The sequence below is a fragment of the Acetobacter fallax genome (assembly GCF_011516735.1).
GTDB classification, from domain to species: domain Bacteria; phylum Pseudomonadota; class Alphaproteobacteria; order Acetobacterales; family Acetobacteraceae; genus Acetobacter; species Acetobacter fallax.
In genome coordinates, this window is record NZ_WOSX01000015.1 from 55,279 (window position 1) to 75,015 (window position 19,737).

At 58.7% G+C, this 19,737-nt stretch carries 15 protein-coding genes; 5 read left to right on the forward strand and 10 right to left on the reverse strand.

Annotated features, from left to right (window positions below):
* Positions 1-41 precede the first annotated feature (41 nt).
* Positions 42-827, forward strand: coding sequence for an alpha/beta fold hydrolase (locus GOB85_RS09475; RefSeq protein WP_173577301.1), 786 nt, complete (start codon positions 42-44; stop codon positions 825-827).
* A gap of 61 nt (positions 828-888) precedes the next feature.
* Here the strand turns inward: GOB85_RS09475 and GOB85_RS09480 are convergent, their stop codons facing one another.
* The 3 genes from GOB85_RS09480 to rplM form a co-directional block, all read right to left on the reverse strand.
* Positions 889-1,992: a glycosyltransferase gene (locus GOB85_RS09480; protein WP_173577302.1), complete on the reverse strand. Its 1,104-nt coding sequence runs from the start codon at positions 1,990-1,992 to the stop codon at positions 889-891.
* Positions 1,993-2,372: 380 nt separating this feature from the next.
* Positions 2,373-2,864 carry a 30S ribosomal protein S9 gene (gene rpsI / locus GOB85_RS09485; RefSeq protein WP_173577303.1) on the reverse strand — a complete coding sequence of 164 codons (492 nt, stop codon included), beginning with the start codon at positions 2,862-2,864 and terminating at the stop codon, positions 2,373-2,375.
* Between the two features lie 5 nt (positions 2,865-2,869).
* The gene (rplM, locus tag GOB85_RS09490; RefSeq protein ID WP_173577304.1) at positions 2,870-3,349 is read right to left on the reverse strand and encodes a 50S ribosomal protein L13; all 480 of its coding nucleotides are present in this window, start codon (positions 3,347-3,349) and stop codon (positions 2,870-2,872) included.
* Positions 3,350-3,668: 319 nt separating this feature from the next.
* Between rplM and GOB85_RS09495 the strand changes: the two genes are divergently transcribed.
* Together GOB85_RS09495 and GOB85_RS09500 are read left to right on the forward strand one after the other, a co-directional pair.
* A complete protein-coding gene (locus GOB85_RS09495; protein WP_173577305.1) occupies positions 3,669-5,234 on the forward strand; it encodes a 3-demethylubiquinone-9 3-methyltransferase in 1,566 nt (521 codons plus the stop codon).
* Positions 5,231-6,124, forward strand: a complete 894-nt coding sequence (locus tag GOB85_RS09500) for an SDR family oxidoreductase (RefSeq protein ID WP_173577306.1) — start codon at positions 5,231-5,233, stop codon at positions 6,122-6,124. Before GOB85_RS09495 ends, GOB85_RS09500 begins: the two co-directional genes overlap by 4 nt.
* Here GOB85_RS09500 and GOB85_RS09505 read toward each other — a convergent pair.
* The 3 genes from GOB85_RS09505 to GOB85_RS09515 form a co-directional block, all read right to left on the reverse strand.
* Positions 6,121-6,867 (reverse strand): methylenetetrahydrofolate reductase, encoded by a 747-nt coding sequence (locus tag GOB85_RS09505; RefSeq protein WP_173577307.1) that lies wholly within the window; start codon positions 6,865-6,867, stop codon positions 6,121-6,123. The genes GOB85_RS09500 and GOB85_RS09505 overlap by 4 nt on opposite strands.
* A gap of 74 nt (positions 6,868-6,941) precedes the next feature.
* On the reverse strand, positions 6,942-7,190 hold the full coding sequence (locus tag GOB85_RS09510) for a hypothetical protein (RefSeq protein WP_173577308.1): 249 nt from the start codon (positions 7,188-7,190) through the stop codon (positions 6,942-6,944).
* Between the two features lie 467 nt (positions 7,191-7,657).
* Positions 7,658-8,842, reverse strand: coding sequence for an MFS transporter (locus tag GOB85_RS09515; RefSeq protein WP_242011410.1), 1,185 nt, complete (start codon positions 8,840-8,842; stop codon positions 7,658-7,660).
* Between the two features lie 150 nt (positions 8,843-8,992).
* Here GOB85_RS09515 and GOB85_RS09520 point away from each other — a divergent pair, with 150 nt between their 5' ends.
* Positions 8,993-9,877, forward strand: coding sequence for a LysR substrate-binding domain-containing protein (locus tag GOB85_RS09520; RefSeq protein ID WP_173577309.1), 885 nt, complete (start codon positions 8,993-8,995; stop codon positions 9,875-9,877).
* A gap of 331 nt (positions 9,878-10,208) precedes the next feature.
* Here GOB85_RS09520 and GOB85_RS09525 read toward each other — a convergent pair whose 3' ends face one another.
* Both GOB85_RS09525 and tauD read right to left on the reverse strand, forming a co-directional pair.
* The gene (locus GOB85_RS09525) at positions 10,209-11,606 is read right to left on the reverse strand and encodes an amino acid permease (RefSeq protein ID WP_173577310.1); all 1,398 of its coding nucleotides are present in this window, start codon (positions 11,604-11,606) and stop codon (positions 10,209-10,211) included.
* Positions 11,603-12,580, reverse strand: coding sequence for a taurine dioxygenase (gene tauD / locus GOB85_RS09530; RefSeq protein ID WP_173577311.1), 978 nt, complete (start codon positions 12,578-12,580; stop codon positions 11,603-11,605). The genes GOB85_RS09525 and tauD overlap by 4 nt, the downstream gene beginning before the upstream one ends.
* Before the next feature lie 302 nt (positions 12,581-12,882).
* Here tauD and GOB85_RS09535 point away from each other — a divergent pair, with 302 nt between their 5' ends.
* Entirely contained in the window at positions 12,883-15,333 is a 2,451-nt protein-coding gene (locus GOB85_RS09535) for a TonB-dependent receptor (protein WP_173577312.1), read from the forward strand.
* Between the two features lie 267 nt (positions 15,334-15,600).
* On the opposite strand, the gene GOB85_RS09540 is transcribed toward GOB85_RS09535, so the two are convergent.
* Complete coding sequence (locus tag GOB85_RS09540; RefSeq protein ID WP_173577313.1) at positions 15,601-17,934, reverse strand: TonB-dependent receptor; 2,334 nt, start codon at positions 17,932-17,934, stop codon at positions 15,601-15,603.
* A 202-nt stretch (positions 17,935-18,136) separates the two neighbouring features.
* Entirely contained in the window at positions 18,137-19,642 is a 1,506-nt protein-coding gene (locus tag GOB85_RS09545; protein ID WP_173577314.1) for a helix-turn-helix domain-containing protein, read from the reverse strand.
* Positions 19,643-19,737: the final 95 nt, after the last annotated feature.

Below are 19,737 nucleotides of genomic sequence, written 5' to 3' on the forward strand. Positions count from 1 at the left end.
ATGAAGAATGACTCCAGGCTGATGAAGGGTTACGAAACGCTGTGCTGCTGAATGTGATTGAACGCGGGCCTGAAGGGCCTGCCGATGGCCGTCCACCTGTTGTCTTTCTTCACGGACTTTTCGGACGAGGGCGAAATTTCGGGTTTTTCCAGCGCAGTCTCTCAGAGACACGTCGGACGCTGGCACTGGACCTGCGCAATCATGGCGACAGTCCTCACGGTCCGATGGATTATCCGACACTGGCCGCAGATGTCAGAGAGACCCTGGCGGCGCACAATGCACTGCCTGCGATCATCATCGGCCATTCAATGGGCGGAAAGACAGCGATGATGCTGGCACTGACTGCGCCAGCCGATGTTCACGCCCTCATGGTCGCCGATATTGCGCCGGGCGAAGGCGGACTCGCCCACACCCAGGATCTTACCGGGGGCCTGGTGAAACTGGCGATGCCCGCGACGCTTGATCTGTCGGGAGCAAACACCTGGCTGGAACCCGTGATCAGAGACCGGAGCGTGCGCGATCTGATGATTCAGAACCTGCAACTTGGCGATCATCCGCGCTGGCGGATCGGCCTGAATGAGATTCGGGACGCGCTGGATGCGATTGTCGGCTGGCCCGTGATGCCGGCAGGCACGGAATATGACGGACCGACACTGTTCGTGGCCGGCGGAGACTCGAAGTATATCCAGCCAAAGAACTATCCCGAGATGCGAAGGCTTTTTCCGCATTACCGGCTGGAGGTGATCGAAGGAGCCGGGCACTGGCTCCATGCTCAGAAGCCACGTGAATTTCTGGCGATTACTACACAGTTTGTGAACAGCGTTTAGAAAACACGGCCGTTCACAGCCTCCCCGCGCCGATGCACAGAGAAACCTGCAAACGCGCGGTTCAGGCAGGGATTGCACCTGTGCCGGAATTACCCTCCTGGTCCACACCGGAAAGACGCGTTCCATATCGGCGCGTAAAGGAAGACAGGACCACGCCCAGAGCGAGGTCACGAAGTCCGGCTTTTTTTCCGTAATCCCAGGATGCCGTGGCGCTGTAGGCACCGAGACGCAGGAGCTTCAGACAGGCTTCAAGGCGTAAGAGAATAGTCTGATTTTCGTAAACGCGAAGACGCAGGCTACAAAATTTTTCGAGCTGACTCCAGCAGCGTTCGGCGCGTTGCAGCGCGATGGTATCCGGCCCGGATTGTCCGGGCTCCGAGAGCGCCCGCCGGAAAATATCACGTCGGCAACGCGCGGTAATGGCGGGCGCACGCAGCCTCTCACTGCGATTTGAGATCAGACAGGTAAGACGTTCGCTCATGGTGCGCGCCCGTCTGTTGTTCCACCCATAAGCATTGCTGCCGTGCTGACGGTAATCGGCCAGGGACTGTTCTATGAAAGCAGTGCGCCCGAGAGATGTGGCAAGGAAAAAATACCACCCGTCATGGGTATCTTTTTCATTGAGATGATAAAGATCGATACTGCTCTGCCAGAAGGACTCATATTTTTTCAGGGAAGCCTGAAAAACCATCGTAAAACCACAGGGATTTAACCACGGCCGGCTTCGGAGCTGTTCGACAACCGGATTTTTATCTAACAGCAGGTCGAGCCTGTCGCTAAGGATCTTTCCAGCCTGAACGATGCGCGCCTCATGATGGACCAGCAGGATGCTCTCATCCTGAAAGACTTCCACGCAGCGACTCAGTTTTTCCGGATACCAGTGGTCGTCCTGATCGCAGAACGCGATCAGGTCCGAACAGCAGAGATGAGCTGCCTTCATGAAGTTACCACGGAAACCGAGGCGAACTTCATTGACATAAATCCGCACAGGAAAAGGTGCTGTTTTTGCAAAGACCTCTATTTTTGCAATGGTATCGTCGGATGATCTGTCATCGCAGACTACAAGTTCCGCCGGGAGAAACGTCTGCTGCCTGAGGCTTTCGAGCTGCTCCCCGATATATCGGGTACCATTAAAGGTTGCCATCGCGATGGATACAGCTTTCATCGGACACCTGATTTCTTATTTATTATAGGTTTTTACAGAAAAAAGTGACGTGCCTCAGCCTCGCAAAATAATAGCGGCGAACTCACTCGCCCACTACATGCCCTGCTGATATTTTTACTACGTGACTGCCTGAACGGCAGGCTAAATCACGCCAAATATCCATGTCCACAAAAATAATATTTTGACATATTTTGACACACCTGAAATATTTCTCCAGTCTTCAGGCCAGATGCGGAGACCACAGCACCCGTTGATATCAGGCAGCGAACAGAACGCCAGACGAACCGCCCCCCCCCCCCGATACACCATAAAAAAAGCCGCCGGCCCGAAGGCTGGCGGCTTTTTCGTAACCCTTTCCCCGAGGGGAGCGTTGTCGCAGATCAGCGCTTGCTGAACTGGAACGAACGACGGGCCTTGGCTTTACCGTATTTCTTACGCTCAACCTGACGGGAGTCACGGGTCAGGAACCCGGCTGCCTTCAGAATGCTGCGCAGACCCGGCTCGTAATGCGTCAGCGCGCGGCTGAGCCCATGACGAACCGCGCCAGCCTGACCGGACAGACCACCACCGGTCACCGTGCAGACCACGTCGAACTGGTTGTAGCGGTCAGCGACCAGGAAAGGCTGCGTCAGCAGCATGCGCAGAACCGGACGGGCGAAATAGGTGCCGATCGGACGACCGTTCACCGAAATGTCGCCCTTGCCAGGCTTGATCCACACGCGGGCAACCGATTCCTTACGACGACCCGTCGCGTAAGAACGGCCCTGCGCATCGCGCTTCACTTCATAAACAGGCGCTTCCGGGGAAAGCGTCGCCGGAGCAACGTCTTTCAGGTCAGCAAGCGTGCCTGTGCGTTCCAGAGTTTCGGACATGGTTATCAGACCCCACTCTTCGCGGCGATGGTGTTTTTACGGTTCAGAGCCGCAACATCCAGTTTGACCGGAGCCTGCCCGTCATGCGGGTGAGCCGGGCCGGCATAGACATGCAGATTACGCATCTGGGCGCGCTGCAGCGGGCCACGCGTGATCATACGCTCAATGGCTTTCTCAACCACCTCGGTCGGGTTCTTGCCTTCAAGACGCTGCGCGATCGTGCGCGACTTGATGCCACCCGGATAGCCGGTGTGATAATGGAACAGCTTCTGGCCGACTTTATTGCCGGTGAGGCTGATCTTCTCCGCGTTGACGATAACGACATGGTCGCCGCAATCAACGTGAGGAGTGAACTGCGGCTTGTGCTTGCCGCGGAGACGCGTGGCAACAAGAGTGGCGAGACGACCAAGAACGAGGCCTTCGGCGTCGATCAGGATCCAGTTCTTCGTCACCTCCGCCGGTTTAAGCGAGAGAGTGGTCTTCATTGATCTTATATCCGTCCAGAAATCTTGAGCGGTTCGGGTGGCGCCTTATGCTCACACAGCACGCCGGCGTCAAGCGGGATCGCACTAAAAACACCCCTTCCTGACATTTTTTACCATTTTTTCTGATGCTTTCACCACGGTAACATATTACCGCATCACATCATCACAACAAAAAACCTCCCCGGCCGACACCACCGGGCTCCGCGAAAGTGCCGGAAAATACTCAAAGAAATACAGACGGATCACAGACATGGTGCTCCCCTGCCCTGTTCCTGATAGGAAGGACACACGATTGCTGACCTGAAAGATCCCTGCCCCTATGACCAGCCGCCGCACAACCCTGACCGTTGCCATTCTCTCGGCCACCGCTCTTATCGGCCTTGGGGGTGCGGGCTGGGTGTGGATGCACAGAAAAGCCGATACCGAGCTGACGACCGAACTGGAGCAGTTACGGAGCCAGTTGCCAGCCGGCACCGAGTTCACATGGAAGCGAGCCGTGGCGATGCCGGTGAGCCACGGCGCACGCCTTACGGATGTCATGCTGAAAAAGCCCGAAGGCACCGTGACCGCGGCCGCTCTGGAACTCGTCGGGGCGCATCAGAAACCTCCGGCGCCTGGCAGTCAGGGCCAGCCTCTGCTTCAGTTCGACCATATCCTCGCCCATACCCTGCATGTCAGCGTCGCAACCGGAACCGTCGATATCAGGCGGCTGGCTCTTGATGGCCTCACCCTTCCGGCCGATTCCAGCCATCTGGCCGATCTGGTGATCGACCACGGGGAACTGGCGGACATGGCGATCCACGGGCAGACCGGAGAGATCTCCGCCACTCTCGGCAATGTCACACTCGACCAGTACGGGGTCGGCCATCCGTCCCGGCTTGTTGTGCGTCAGTTCTCGCTGACCGGCACGGTTCACCCGATGCGGGTCATCACCGCCGAGCGTTTCTCCACGGATGGCAGCGACCTCGCCTCTGTTCTGCTCGCCCGGATACACGGAGAGCGGCTGCCCCCGCGTGACGGCACGCAGAGTGCCCGTATCGACAATGTCTCGCTCAAAGGTGTGGTCGGCCAGCCCGGAAGCCCGATCATGCCGATCGCCGCCTTTGAACGCCTGACCAGCTTCAGCAACACCACGGATCAGAAAAGCCAGGTTGCCGTCAGCCTCACCCATTTCCGCGTCTGGCCCTCCGGGCCGCAGCTGGAGACGATCAGAACACTGGGTTACAGCCGCTTCGAGGCGTCCGCTGTCGTCAGCGCCCTGGTGGATTATGGCGCCAGCGTCGTGCATCTGTCACAGCTTGACGTGAACGCACCGACTTTCGGCCGTCTCGATCTGTCCGGAGATCTGACCGATGTGAACGGGTCGGTCGTGGATGCTCTGACAGGACGCATGACACAGCCCAATGTGGCGCATCTGGATGCAACCTGGCGTGATAACGGCCTGGTGGGACGTCTGCTGAAAAACGCCGCCATCGGTCAGGGCATGGACCCCGATGCCTATGTCCCGCTGCTGGAGCGCTCGTTCGCACCGCCGGGCGCGGCACCGGACAGTGTCGGCGCCCAGCTTGCAAGTTACATTGCCAGTCCGGGCGCCGGACCGCTCACACTCGCGCTCTCGCCATCTCAGCCGCTTCCCCTCCTGGCAGTCGTGGCGCTGTTCTCCGTCGCAACCCATCCGGGCCTCGCCGAATCAGTGGGCCTGACCGTGCAGGCCCCCTCCGGAGCAACAGAGAAGACACCGGCAAGCACGCCTGATCCTGATACGACAACCGACGAACCCGTCGACCCGTCCATTCTGAAAGGCTCGCCCCCGGCGCCATCACCGGCACAGACACCCCCTCCGCCCTCACCCGCCATTCCGGCTCCCGCATCGACACATCCATGACCATGACAGTTCATGTGATCGGCGCCGGCGGACGATCCGGCGCAGCACTCTGCCGCGCCCTGCTCGCTCAGGGGAAAGACGTGGTTCCCGTTGTCCGGGACCGGAACCGCTATCAGGCAGGGTCCGGACTTTCATCCGGCAGGCAGGGTCCGGGCGGCGGCACACTGCACGAACCTCACATCGCGGATCTGACAGGGCCGCCTGATGATCTGAGGCTGGCGCTTCTGGATGCGTCCGTCGTTGTCTGCACGGCGCATGCGCGAAACATTCCGGCCGTGCTGGCTGCGGCACCCGCACAGGCCCGGATCGTGGCGCTGGGCAGCACGCGCAAGTTTACCCGCTGGCCGGATGCCCATGGAAACGGTGTGCTCGCCGGCGGACTGGCGCTGCTGACGTCAGGCCGCAACGGCGTGATCCTTCACCCGACGATGATTTACGGCGCTGAAGGAGAAGATAACGTGCAGCGCCTCGCAACACTTCTGCGGTATCTGCCGGTCGTGCCGTTACCTGGCGGAGGACGATCCCTGGTCCAGCCGATCCATCAGAGCGACGTGACGGCCTGCCTTCTGGCCGCGATCGATAAAGACTGGAACGGAGCCCACAGCCTGGTGATCGCGGGCGCCGCCCCGGTGACCTACCGTGACTTCGTTCATCTTGTTGCCCGGGCAGCCGGGATGCGGATGCCTCCGGTAATCTCCATTCCCGCCGGGCCGCTGATCGCAGCCGCAGCCGTGCTTCGCCTCATTCCGGGCCTGCCGGATATCGGACCGGCTGAAATCCGCCGATTGCTGGAGGACAAGGCCTTCAGCATCGGACCAATGGTCAGTACGCTCGGAGTTGTGCCTGTCTCCCTGGAAACGGGACTGGCACGGTTATTCGGAGAAAACTAAGCTCCTAATACGCCAGCCAGCGGCCCGAGATAGCTGGCAAGCTTTACGCGCAGCGGCATGAGATAGACATTCCCGCCATCATCGCGAATGTCCCGAATGGCGGTTTCGGCGAAAGCGATGTTGGCGTCCAGCGTGGGTTCGAAATCCTGAGGAAAAACGATATGATTCGTCGTTTCCCAGTAAGAGCGGGATTTCGGCCCGATGACGGGTGAGAAACCCCAGAAAACGCACTCATCGCGGAGCCACTCACGACAGAGATCAAGCATCCGGTTATCGAAAACAGGCTGCGTGAAAAACCCGCATGCACCGGCATCTTTTTTGCGGGCGACCTCTTCAAGTTCCTGCCAGGGCGCCCGCCGATACGGGTCGAAAGCCGCATAAATGGCCAGATGAGGCGCCTCGCGGCGATAACGCCGGATGATAGCTTCTGAATTGTTGGGGAATGTCTGATGGTTCAGATCCGCCGGAGGATCGCCGTGGACAACGAGAAGCTCGGTCAGCCCCGGCGTATCGAGCCCGGGAAGCGGCCCTTTCGGGTCAATGTCAATGGCGCGGATATGCGGAATGACAGACCGGAACTGATCAGAAACCTGGGCAGCGGCAGCCCAGCTGCGCAGATCGAACCGCATCAGATCAGGAATGTTAATCGTGCTCACCGCAGGGGAACAGTCGCGAAGTTCAGCAACCTCGCGCTGCAACGTGTCAGCGTTGCGGGCAACCAGCTCTACGGAAACACGACTCATGACGAACTTTTTTCTGAAAACGATCTCATAAGCGAAGTCTAGCGCATCGACTGGCGGGACAAAACGCCGGACGATCAGGTCAGAGCGTCAGCCGGGGGAATACCTGTCACCCTGTCATAAAAACGCCTGAACGGCCCGGGGCCCGCGAGCACCGTGTTTGCCACTGAAACAGAGGCTGGCCGGAGAGGAACGACATTACTCTGAGACGCCAGATGAGGCAGGGCCGGCTCGTGAGGACCTCCGCGACCGGAAGGCGGCTTATGCCCGTGCCTGAGATGCTGCTGCCATGCCATAAGCTGGAAATACATGATGACGCCGGACATGTCCCCTTCTCCCGTTCTGCGTTATATTGGCTACAACGTGTAACAGAGATGAAAAGTTTCCGGCATTTGCAGCGTGCAGCATACACCTGCATCATCGGACCCACGCAAACACACTGGCAACTGTTGTTGATTTGCGAAGTATAAAGACAGGTTTTCCTGACAGAGGATTGGGAAGATACGTTTCTTCGGAAAGATTTCCGGAGCAGCATTGACTATAAAATCGGGAATACCAGCAGCCGCCGTGCTGGCAGCCTCATCCCGGGCAACGGCATCCCGTCGGCGTGCTGATACGCCCGCCAGGCACGGTGCTCCCGCCGGACATTGTTTCTCCGGCAGAAAATCTGGCCGGATATGAAGCCTCGATCGCATGATGGAACACCAGATGGCGGCCATAACAGACCAGAGCCCGAAAAACCCCCGCCAGAACACACCTGGATCGCAGACAGCCGAACCTGTGAATCACCCTCTCAGGCCGCCTGACGCACGCGCCCCGCAAGCCAGAAAGCAGACCCCATGGCGAGGGCAAGTATGATCAGAGTAAACCCGGCAATCCCCGGCCACCGCCATGCGCTCCAGAACCAGCCTCCCGCAGACCCGGCCACGCTGGACCCCATGTAATAGCAGAGCAGATACAGTGATGTGGCGTGCCCGCGATCGGTTTTCGCAAGACGCCCAACCCACCCGCTGGCGATGGCATGAGACGTGAAAAATCCCATGGTCAGCAGCGAAATCCCGATAACGATGCAAGGCACAGAGGCCATCATCGTCAGCAGAATCCCGGCCATCATGGTGGCAATGCCAACCGGGAGAACACGCTGGCGCCCGATCCTGTCAGAAAGAATGCCCGCCACAGAGGATGCGCCGACACCAAAGAGATAGACCGAGAACAGAAGTCCCTGCTGCGTCTGATCGAAATGATAAGGCGCGGCTGTGAGACGATAGCCGGCGTAATTAAACACGGTCACAAACGCGCCCATAATCAGGGCGCCGATAAGATAGACGGCAGGCAGCGCCGAACGGAACAGATGACGAGCCCAGGCGCTGATGTGATAGCTGACGCCAAGGCGGCCGCGCGGCGAGAAATGTCGTGAACGGGGCAGAAGAAGAACGAAAAAAACGGCGGCAGTCATATCAATGACACCAACCAGCCCCATGGCCGTGCGCCAGCCGAAATACTGAGTCAGGACGCCGGAGCCCACCCGCCCGATCATACCTCCCAGGGCGTTTCCCGCCACATAAAGGCCCATCGCGGCAGCGAGTTCGCGCGGCTCAACCTCCTCGGCAAGATACGTCATGGCCACAGCCGGAACACCGCCCAGGGTGATGCCCTCAAGAGTGCGCAACAGCAGCATGGCCGGCCAGTTCGGTGCACAGCCGGCGGCAATGTTGAGGGCCGCGGAGGCCAGCAAAGCCACAAACATCAGTTCGCGGCGCCCGAAACGCTCGGACAGAGGCGCGGCGAAGAGAATGGCGATGGCAAGGCTTACGGTCGAGACGGACAGCGACAGTGAACTTGAAGCCGGCGTGATCCCGAACGCATTCGAAAACACGGGAAGCAGGGGCTGCACGCAATACAGCAGCGAGAACGTCGCAAAACCGGAAAGAAAAAGAGCCAGACTGGCATGGCGATATTCGGGGGTGGCCCGCGTCATGCGCGGAGTCATGCGTCGGCTGGAGGGACGGGTTTGCTGCGGTTCTGAAAAGGTGGCGCTCGTACTCATAATGTAAAATTATCGTGTGTTGTGTGTTATCTGTCCAATATATAATACGTCGCGTTGCGATATGTTATGGAGATACCTGCCGTGGAGCTGCGCCATCTCCGTTACTTTGTCGCCGTCGCGGAAGAACTGAATTTCACCCGCGCCGCCGCACGGCTCGGGATCGGCCAGCCACCCCTCAGCCAGCAGATCCGCGACCTTGAGCGAGAACTCAGCGTCACCCTGTTCGTCAGGCGACCGCAGGGAGCGGAACTCACGCCAGCGGGAGCCGTGTTTCTGCACGAGGCCCGGTCCGTGCTGGAAATGGCACAACATGCACGAACGAGCGCTGTTCTGGCGCAGCGTGGCCAGATCGGACATCTGCGACTTGGCTACGCATCCTCCGTCGCGCTGCACCCCCTCGTCAGCAACACGATCCGCCGCTTTCGGGGGCTCTGGCCCGAGGTGGTTCTCGCCGTCTCAGAAGGAAACTCCCGCGAACTGATCGAACGCCTGCACACTGGTCGCGCCGATGCCGTATTCGTGCGGCCCGGGCCTGCTGACCCTCCCGGAACGCGGCTGCTACGCCTTCCCGGAGAACCAATGCGAATTGTGCTGCCGGCAGAACACCCCCTCGCGGCCTGCTCCGAAATTCCCCTTGCAACGCTGGCTATGGAGCCCTTCATCCTGTTCGCCCGCGCCGTCGGGCTGAGCCTGTTCGATGCCATTGTCGCAGCATGCCGGGAGGCGGGGTTTGAGCCATCGGTCGTGCAGGAAGCACCGCAGATTTCGTCAGTCGTAAATCTGGTCGCGGCAGGACTGGGAATCTCGGTGGTCCCGGAATCGATCACGCAACTCCGCCTGCATGGCGTGGTGTACCGCCCGATCCGGGCTCCGGCCCCCCTGGCCAGCATCGGACTGGCCGCAGCGGCAGAGAAACCATCGGTTCTCGTGGATCATCTGTTCAGCCTAATGGATCCGGAAACGTAACAGCGCAATACCAGCCCGCGTCAAAACTGACACACGGGATGGAAACCAGGGCTCTGCCGGGACCCGGCAGGGACCACGGGCCCCCGCACCCCAAACTGTTTATAATAAAATGGCTTCCAAAAGCTTTGTTGTCGTTACGAGTTGATCTGTGATTTTTCAAAGGGTTAGAAAAAGACCGGGCTCTGCCCGAACCCGGAAGGGGTCGCAGACCCCTTCACCCCAATCTGTTGATAAATAAGCAGGTTTCCAAAGGTCTGTGACCTTTGGTGGGTTCCAGGGCAAAGCCCTGAGACGGCAACAGGGCTGACCGGATCAGAGTGAAGGGCGCCCCTCACTGCCCCGAACTGTCAGACGCCCCCGACCGACCCCGCCGCAATGCGACAACACTCGCCAGAGCGATCAGCAGAATTGACCCGCCAGCCAGTTCGCCATTCAGACGCGCCTCCGGCAGCACCAGGATCAGCAGAAACAGCGCCCCCAGAACAAGGGGAAGCATCCTCGCCAGAATCAGTCGGAAACGCCCTTCGATACGGTCCCTGTTTCGGTAACATGACAAAGACACCATGAAATATGTGAAAATGACAACCGATCCGGATGCTCCCAGCAGCACGGCATAAGCCCGCGATGGAGACCACGCCGCCGAGGCTATGATGATCACCTCCAGCACCGAACTGATCGCTACCGCCATCACAGGAACCCCGTGCTCCAGGGAGCGCCCGAAAGCCGCCGGGGCGCAGCCCAGTTCCGAAAGTTCCCTGATCACACGTGAAACAACATATTTCGCAGAGTTCAGACAGGACAGCACCGCCACGAGCGTCACCGCCACGGCCACAGCTTCCGCAAACGGCACGGCCAGATAATGCATCACCAGAAGAAAAGGCGACTGCCCCGGCGTGACCAGCGTCCAGGGCCGCAACGAAAGAATGACCAGAACGGAGCCCAGATAAAACATCAGAATGAAAAGTGGGACCCGGCTGACCGTCCGCCTGATACTCTGCTGCGGATCTTCACTCTCCACAGCGGCAACAAACGCAATCTCACATCCCGTAAACGTCTGAACGATCATCGGAACGACCGCCAGAACCGCCCAGCCGCCAAGCGGGAAAAACCCGCCATGACCGAGAAGATTGTCATGAACCTCGCTGATCGCGTCCGGTGTCTTCAGCCCCCACCAGACACCCAGCGCCGCAAACAGCCCCAGCGCCGCCAGCTTGATCACCGACAGAACCGCCTCGCTCCTGCCGTAAACTCGCACCGGCAACGTGTTGAGCAGCAGCGCCACACCCACCAGCAGCAAAGATCCCACGGGTGCGCGCAATCCTGACAGCGTGCTGATGATCAGCCCTCCCGCCACGGCCTGCGCGCCTCCCGTGACCACCCACAGAAACGCATAACTCCACCCGGTCACGAACGCGGAGCGCTGGCCGAGAACCTGCCCGACATGCGAGATGAATGACCCCCGCCCTTCATGCTGGATCGCAAGCTCGCCAAGCAGCAGCATCGCCGCCCAGACAACAGCGCCCGCCAGAACATAGGCCAGGACAACGGACGGCCCGGCACCGGCAATCGTCGCCGACGTCCCCACAAAGAGTCCCGCACCGATGATCCCGCCAACCGAGATCATGGAAACCTGCCACCCCGTCAGCCGCCGGGGTGTCGTTCCCGATACGGAAGGAAAATCCGTCACCACAGAAGAAACAGTCACACTGTCCCCCGTGTCCGCCGTCATGAAATACCTGTTCCGCGTGGACCCACAGGGCGATCTCCGAGAATGGTGACGCGATGCATGATGCGTCTGTGCGGACGATAATCATCCACCGCATAATGCTGCGTGACACGATTATCCCAGAAAGCAACGTCGCCGTCACGCCAGGACCATCGGATCTGGAACTCAGGCTTCGCCAGATGCCTGAACAGGAAGGCAAGCAACGCCGCGCCTTCCTCCGGCTCAAGGTCGCAGATCTCAGACGTGAAGCCCTCATTCACGAAGATCGCCTTACGTCCGGTTTCAGGATGAATCCTGATGACCGGATGCTCAACCGGAGGATGCCTGTTGCGCACCGCCATCCAGCGGTCCCGCTCCTCCGGCGACCGCCCGAACCGCGACAGAGGAAACGACCGCGTGAAATCATGCAGTGCCGTCAGACCATCCAGATGCACCTTCATGACCGGCGACAACGCGTCATACGCAGCCGTCGTGCTCGCCCACAATGTATCTCCGCCCGTCTCCGGCAGATGACGCGCCACCAGAATTGCCCCCAGAGACGGCGTCTCGGAAAACGTTACATCCGTGTGCCACAACGCGTTGTCCTTAAGATCCGTCCGGTCCGTATCCAGAACGATCGCCTCCGGAACACCGGCAACCGTCGGGTACACCGGATGAATGTGCAGCGAACCAAACGCCGCCCCCAGATCCCGATGCTGCCGCGACGTCAGAGACTGCCCCCGGAAAAACAGAACCTGATGCGACAGAAGCAGGTCTCTGAGCCCGGCGATCGCACTCGCCGGCAGCGGCCCGGCCAGATCGACGCCATGCACGACCGCCCCGATGCCCGGTGATAGTCGCTCCACCTGCCAGCGCCCGAAAGCAATGCAGGACGCCCCGCTGTCGTGGCGCCCCCCGACCACGAGCGCATCCGGCAAAGGCGAAAACGGAGCGGGACCAGCGTTCTGATACGTCTGATGAAGAGTCGACAGGGACATGATGCGGTTCCTCCCATCCGGGATAAGCAGAGCGCCCATATTCACAGATATTACCAGTTAGTCAATATAATTTAACTACATACAATAGTGTTATATTAAACCATGAAAACAAACGATAAAAATATCCACCCATATTTTGCCATTCTTTAGCCCACGAGAAAGCAACCCGTTTTCCAGCAGATATCTGAAAAAACGGTAATTTACCTGTTGCAAAATGTTATTTTTAGATGTGTATGTAATACCACCATTAACATATGTTGTTTCCGGGTGTGTCGCCCCACCCCTTATCGAGACTGGTCACCATGAAGACAGGCTACTCCCTCGCATGGCTCGGGCTGTCCGGCCTGACGCTGGTTGCCACAATGCCGGCCACGGGCGCTACCATCGCAGACAACCGGCACCTGCCTCCCGCCTCTTCCACCCGCACCGGCAAACCGCATCTCCCGCCCCACAGAACCGCTCTCGCAACAAAGAATGAGGATGTCGCCGTTCAGGCCCGTCACATCCTGCGCGGCACAAAGGAAGTTCTGACACGCAAGGTCATGGAGCAGCAGGTCCCCGGCACCAACCCACTCAAAGTGCTCGCCCAGACCCCCGGCGTCATGTTCCAGTCCGATGACCCGCAGGGCCTCGATACCTATTCCGTCCAGCTTTACATGCACGGCTTCGTCCAGAACGAAATCGGCATGACCCTGGACGATATTCCACTCGGCGAACCAACCTTCCGCAACTACAACGGCCTCAATCCCCTCCAGGCCATCTCGGCGGAAAACGTCGAACGCCTCGACGTGACCCAGAGCACCGGCGCGGAATCCACCGCCAGCACCAATAATCTCGGCGGCTCCATCAACTACGTCTCCACAGCGCCGCATGACAAAGCCGGCGGCACCGTCGTCCAGACCTTCGGCAGCAACGCGCTTTTCCACTCCTTCTTCCGCGTCGATTCCGGAAAACTCAACGAAAGCGGCACAAAGTTTTTCGTGTCCTACATGCGCAACCAGACCGAAAAATGGAAAGGCGGCGGCGACCAGTTCATGCAACAGATCAATGCGAAACTCGTCCAGCCCATCGGCACACAAAGCCAGATCAGCGTGTTCTTCGACCGTGACGATCTGCAAATGGTCAACTATCAGGACTACTCACCCAACTGGCTGAAAAACAACGGCTATAATCTCGACAATTTCTACGGCCTGCCCAACGCCTGGGCCAATGCCTACAACGCCTCACGCGGCATTTACCCGGCGTCCTACAAAAACGTTTCCGACCCGAAGGACGCATCCTACTATGAGAGCACCGCGACGTCCGCGGATTATTTCGGTGGCGTGACGGCTGATCTCGCACTGACAAACCGCCTGCGCTGGAAAACAACGTTCTACGGACACGAAGAAACCGGACATGGAACCTATACCAGCCCCTATGCCTGCACGGACGCGACAGCCAGCCCCTGCCCCGTCGCCGATGACACGATCCGCCTGAATGGCAGCCGCATCTTCGAACAGGTCCGCAGACCGTTTATCGAGCGTTTCGGCGGCCTCTCCTCCCTCAGCTACGATATCGGACAACATGCCCTGTCAGGCGGCGTCTGGTACGAAAACAACCATTATTCAACCTACGCTTACGCTTATCAGCAGCCGCTGGAAGGCGAAGGCTCACCGCTTAACCCGTTCGGCAGCTTTGCCGGCGTCCCGCGCCGCACACTCTGGGGCCAGCAATACAACACCAACACCTTCACCGCTTTCATTCAGGATACCTGGCACCCGGTCCGGTCCCTCGCCGTGCATTTCGGCTTCCGGTCCATCCTGAACACCACACGTGTCGGCGATGCACAGAACTGGTCTCTCCGCTTCCCGGCGCTGGCCACCAGCGAAAGCCTGACAACCGCAAAAGCCTTCCTGCCACATATCAGCGCCGACTGGAATTTCCTCAGAAACAATCAACTGTTTTTCGACATCTCTGAAAACGCACACACATATCCGCAGTCCGGCTACAACTCCGGCAACGCCCCCATGGCCGTGTCACAGGCCGCCTACAACGCCGTGCGCGACACCCTGAAACCTGAAACCGCCTGGACCTTCGCCGCCGGATACCGCTACAGCGACCACCTGATCCAGGCGAGCCTTTATCTCTACAGAACCAACTTCAACAATCGCCTCCAGCAGATCCTGGCCAATACCGGCTCCGGCGCCCTGCTGACCAACACCACCGGCACCGTTCAGAATGTCGGCGGCGTCACCATGAACGGCGTCGATGGCGGCATCACGATCACACCCGTCCGGGGCCTCGCCCTGTTCAACAGCATCAGTTACAACCACTCGGTCTATGACCAGAACATCACCAGCGGCGGCGTCACCTACAACACCCGCAACCGTCAGGTCGTCGGATATCCGCGTTTCATGTATAAAACGCGCCTGTCCTACGACTGGCACAATCTCCAGACCTATATCGACGCACAATACTACGGGCGTCGCAGCTTCGATTACGTCGGGGACTACCAGATCGCCCCCTACTGGATGAGCGATCTCGGCCTCTCCTACACATTCCACAATATCGGCGTCGGCACAGGCAACCGTTTCTCCGTCCATCGCCTCGTGCTGTCCTTCAACATCTACAACCTGGCAAACACGAAATACGTCTCCACCATGGGACAGAACGGCTACACCATGAGCAACGCGGACGATGCCGCATTCAACAACCAGTCCATCCTCCTCGGCGCGCCGCGTCAGTTCTTCGGATCAGTACGGGCGGAATTCTGACAGGCTGTTGCCCTGTGTCCGACTGACATCAGGGCTCCACACGGGAACCCGGCAAAGGCTCGCCTTCGCAAACCACTTTCGGGGTGCAGGGGCCTGCGGTCTCTGCCGGGTCCGGACAGGCCCGAAGGCTCTCACCCACAGGCCAGTACAGCCTCTGGCATAACGGTCAGGGCCGCTGGCATCAGAATCAAAAAAAGCGGGACAAACCTGCTGTCCGCAGATCCGTCCCGCTTATCAGAGAACGCGCCACCGGCGAACCGGATGCGATCAGAAAGATGTCGAAATCGTTCCGGTCATGGTGAAACGTGGCTCCACCATAAAGGAATTTCCATAACCGGTGTAAGCAGCCTGACTTCCGCTCCAGACAGCCATGCTGTTCGCATCCTTGCGGCTGTAAACCACACCCATCGGTCCGGTGCGCACAATAGAACCGGTAAGATTTGTGAAATTCAGCCGGAATGTCGGTGATTTTGCGAACAGAAAGGCCGGAAAATGATAGCCGAGCGACAGGGTGTCAGTCACATAACCGGGCATATGCTGATCACCGGCCAGGCTGACGGATTGCGCGCCGGAATAATGGACCGTCCCGTTCGCAAAGAACCCCTTATACACATAGGTCAACCCGAAATTCGCCATGACACGCGGCGCCATAACCGCCTGCGTCCCTTTCGAGTGGATCATCATGTTCGTGTTAGGATCAAGAACGTTGCTGTCCTGCGTAGCGTGGAGATATTCCACGGATGCATAGGGACTGAAGCCATAGATGGGACGGCCTGACACCATCACATCAACGCCACGCATGGTCTGGTTGCCAATCGATATCGGCAGAAAGCTGTTCATGCCGATATACTGATTCACGATGCGGTTCGTAACGTTGTAGTTGAACAGAGCCACATCAGCCATAATGTACTTGTCGTGATACCGGTACCCGAGCTCTTCTTTGATGGAATACTGATTTTTCAGGAAGTTGGGACCCGTTGGCAGCCAGCCCATATCCGTGCCACTCGGCTGACGGTAATCCCCTTCGGCATTGACGTAAATCTGGTGATGCTCGTTGAAGTTATAGCCGATCGAAAGCTGTGGCAGCGGCTCAGTCGTATTTTTGCTGTATCGGGAATACGGGTCCGACGTCCAGCTGTTGGACATGACGAATTTGAACCCCGCGTGAATCACGAGCTTATCGTTAAGATATTTCGCCGTATCCTGAATAAACAGGGAATGCAGTTCGTAGCCCGCATCCTGCCCGTAAGTCGTCTGGGTCTTATAAAAATACCACGGACTGGACGGGCTTCCGTCAGCCTGCGTGGAGCCGCTCGGATAAGACTGATTGGTATAGTTGTTCTCATACCAGTACCCGACAGACGCCGTATTGTGGCGATCGATCTCCCAGTTCAGTTTCGCAACAGCGCCAACCTGACGGGTCGCATTCTGCAGAAAGAAACTGGTCTGGCTTTTACCGGTATCATCATAGCCACCAGGCGCGGCATCCCAGCCCTGTCCGAAGCTGAAATACGGCTGCAGATCGAAGCTGAGCCGGGCTGGCAGAACAATATGGACCGGAGCAGTCAGGAAAACCTGATTCCAGTGATCCTTGCTGTTCTTCCAGTAATTGGCACTGGTCTTGTCATCATTACGACCATACCCGATGCCGGTATGCTTGTAGCTGTAGAATTCCTGCGCGGTCGGATAGTTGTCAATCGTGAAATTTTCGTTATTCCACGACAGGAAAAGCTTCGCGGTCGAGCCGTTATCCCAGTCTTTCTGAACACCGAAATCCAGATGACGCCGCTCGTTGATGCCAGCGCCCATCCAGCTCCGGTTATGGGCATTGGAAAACGAAAGGTAACTGCGGACGCCGCTGTTCCCGATTTCACCCGTTTCAAGACGGAGAAATTCCCGCGACAGATTGTTCGTGCCGTATGAGAAATCCATCATACCGCCAAACTTCTGCGCCGCGGTATGGCTGTGCTCGCTCATCACGCCACCAGCGGCCGACATCACAGGAAGGTCAGTGCCGGAACTGCCCGGAGTCACATTAACTTCCTCAAGATTCTCCGAATCGATGTCCTCGGCCAGGTATTTCGCGGCAGCGGCAGGCGCGCCGTCGACCATCAGCCCCATATCCAGATCGGTCAGTCCGCGAACCTCGATCATGCCGCCCTGCATACCCGCGCTGTCAGGCGTCGAGACGTTAAGGCTGGGCAGATTCTTGATCAGATCAAGCGCCGTGCTGGTCGGGGCGCGCATGTTGATAAATTCTTTTGTCACGGTCTGAACCGTGTGCGGCGCAGTCTCGATGCGCATCATGCCACCGCCGCCATTCCGTGCATTACGGGCGGCTCTGACCGTCACGGATTCCATGTCGTTCGAGTCAACATGGTCGGCCCGTTTCGGTGCCACGGCCGGCGCGGTGCGCGCTGAAGCCGGAGTCTGATGCCGGGCAGCAGACCGGACATGATGCACGGTGCCGGAAGTTTCGGGTGTTGCCGCAACGGCGGATGTCGCCCAGACAACGCTTGCCGCGCAGCCCAGCACGGTCGTACACGCCAGCAACGACCGGACGCGGATCCGCCGATCAAAGACCGATTTCAGATGAACCATAGACCCCCCAGGGAGCGAAAACGCCTGAATACCTGTGCCTCTTCGTCCTGAGCGTCCCCCCTCAGAAATACCCGGAAGTCTGAAACACAACCGTTCGCGAGCCTACACAACGTCCGGTGTCGTATCAATCCGAAGTAAGAACATTCAGGGAATCTGCAACAGGGTGTGTCTTTATGGCCACCCTCACCTCCCGCATCCGCCCTCAGCCGGGCGCCGGCGCCATATGGTAGGGCACAACCCCCCGCTCCTCTCCCCCGGCATCAATCTGAAAACCGGAAGCGGGAATGGCGCGATGGCGACAATCCGTGCGAATACAGGCGCGACACCCCGGACCGATGGGAATGATCATGCGCTCATCGGACAGATCGAGACCGGCCGCATAAACCAGTTCCGGGGCATGCGCGACAGAACACCCCAGAACAACGGCAACGTTCCTTGGCCGGTCAAAATAGGACACGCCGGCATGACCAACAGTGCGGGCGACATTGAGAAAAACCGCATCGTCCGTCGTGCGGGACACCTGAACATGAAGCTGCCCGGGCGCGGAGAAAGCCCGAAAGACATTCCACAGCGAGCACAGACCGCCAAAACGCGGCAGACTGAAACGGGTCGCGCTATGACTCTTCAGAATATTGCCGGCAATATCAGTCTTGATAAAGTAAAACGGTATCCCCTCTTCTCCCGGCCGCTGCAACGTGGAGAGACGATGGCAGACCTGTTCAAAGCTGACCCCGAACAGCCTCTGAAGCTGATCCAGATCGTGCTTCTTCTCCCGCGCCGCCTGCCGGAAGCGTCTGTAAGGAAGCAGAAGCGCTCCGGCGAAATAGTTGCCCATGCCCACGCGGGCCAGATCACGAGCGTCAGTCGTCGTGAGACCGGACCGCCTGACAGCACGATCAAGCAGGCGGGCATAATCGAGACGACCAATCACCTGCGCCATGCAGAAAACACTGCTTTCCGATGGAACGCCATCCGCCATCAGCAACAGTTTCCTCCGCCGGTCGAAACGCCAGATCACAGCGCGGCTGTCGAGTTCCGGATCAGTGACAACGCGGATGCCGTGCCGGTCATGCAGATAGCGAACCAGACCGATGACCAGACTCTCATCCCGAAAAGCCGGAGATTCATAAAGATCCTCTGCAGCCCGATCAATTTCATCAAAGTAATTGTCTTCCCGCTGGACCCAGTCCCCCACGGCGTCATAGGGCGCTACAGGCGGCGCGCCAGGCTCTGAACGCACCGCCATCCCGACATCCGGACGCCCCGCCGACGGCATCGGCGGCCCTTCTGAAGCCTCATTCGTCAGAGCATGCGACAAACCGGGCGAACCATCGTTCCGGGTGGCACGATACGCATGATAAAGCGTCGCAAAACAGTTCGCCAGAGCCGGCGCGGCGCGGACAGCCGCCTGAAGATCAGTCGGGCGAAGCGTCGCGGAGCGGAATAACGGATCACCCAGGATTTCCCGCAGCGCCTGGATCTGCCGGATTTCGTCACTGTCGCCAAACCACGCCTCGGTGACACCGAACAGAGTGCAAAGTTTTGCCATTAACGGCGCCGGTATCGGCCGCTGGTCATTTTCGATCTGGTTCAGATAGCTCGCTGAAAGCCCAAGCTCTTCGGACAGAGCCTGCTGCGTCTGCCCGGTGCGGCTGCGAAGTTCGCGAATTCTGGCGCCCGCGAACACCTTTTCCGCACGCTTCGACATCTTCGCAACCTTTGCAAAACCAACGGTTATACTCGCCCTAATTCGCTCGACAGACCATAGCCGAATTCACGGCCTTCGCCATATTCAGCACTGTA

Bases quoted from the DNA above. Each gene is read 5' to 3' on its own strand.
- rpsI (WP_173577303.1), bottom strand. From the start codon at position 2,864: ATGTCCGAAACTCTGGAACGCACAGGCACGCTTGCTGACCTGAAAGAC.
- GOB85_RS09480 (WP_173577302.1), bottom strand. From the start codon at position 1,992: ATGAAAGCTGTATCCATCGCGATGGCAACCTTTAATGGTACCCGATAT.
- GOB85_RS09535 (WP_173577312.1), top strand. From the start codon at position 12,883: ATGAAGACAGGCTACTCCCTCGCATGGCTCGGGCTGTCCGGCCTGACG.
- GOB85_RS09540 (WP_173577313.1), bottom strand. From the start codon at position 17,934: ATGGTTCATCTGAAATCGGTCTTTGATCGGCGGATCCGCGTCCGGTCG.
- tauD (WP_173577311.1), bottom strand. From the start codon at position 12,580: ATGTCCCTGTCGACTCTTCATCAGACGTATCAGAACGCTGGTCCCGCT.
- GOB85_RS09545 (WP_173577314.1), bottom strand. From the start codon at position 19,642: ATGTCGAAGCGTGCGGAAAAGGTGTTCGCGGGCGCCAGAATTCGCGAA.
- GOB85_RS09525 (WP_173577310.1), bottom strand. From the start codon at position 11,606: ATGACGGCGGACACGGGGGACAGTGTGACTGTTTCTTCTGTGGTGACG.
- GOB85_RS09495 (WP_173577305.1), top strand. From the start codon at position 3,669: ATGACCAGCCGCCGCACAACCCTGACCGTTGCCATTCTCTCGGCCACC.
- GOB85_RS09510 (WP_173577308.1), bottom strand. From the start codon at position 7,190: ATGTCCGGCGTCATCATGTATTTCCAGCTTATGGCATGGCAGCAGCAT.
- GOB85_RS09505 (WP_173577307.1), bottom strand. From the start codon at position 6,867: ATGAGTCGTGTTTCCGTAGAGCTGGTTGCCCGCAACGCTGACACGTTG.
- GOB85_RS09500 (WP_173577306.1), top strand. From the start codon at position 5,231: ATGACCATGACAGTTCATGTGATCGGCGCCGGCGGACGATCCGGCGCA.
- GOB85_RS09515 (WP_242011410.1), bottom strand. From the start codon at position 8,842: ATGACGCGGGCCACCCCCGAATATCGCCATGCCAGTCTGGCTCTTTTT.
- rplM (WP_173577304.1), bottom strand. From the start codon at position 3,349: ATGAAGACCACTCTCTCGCTTAAACCGGCGGAGGTGACGAAGAACTGG.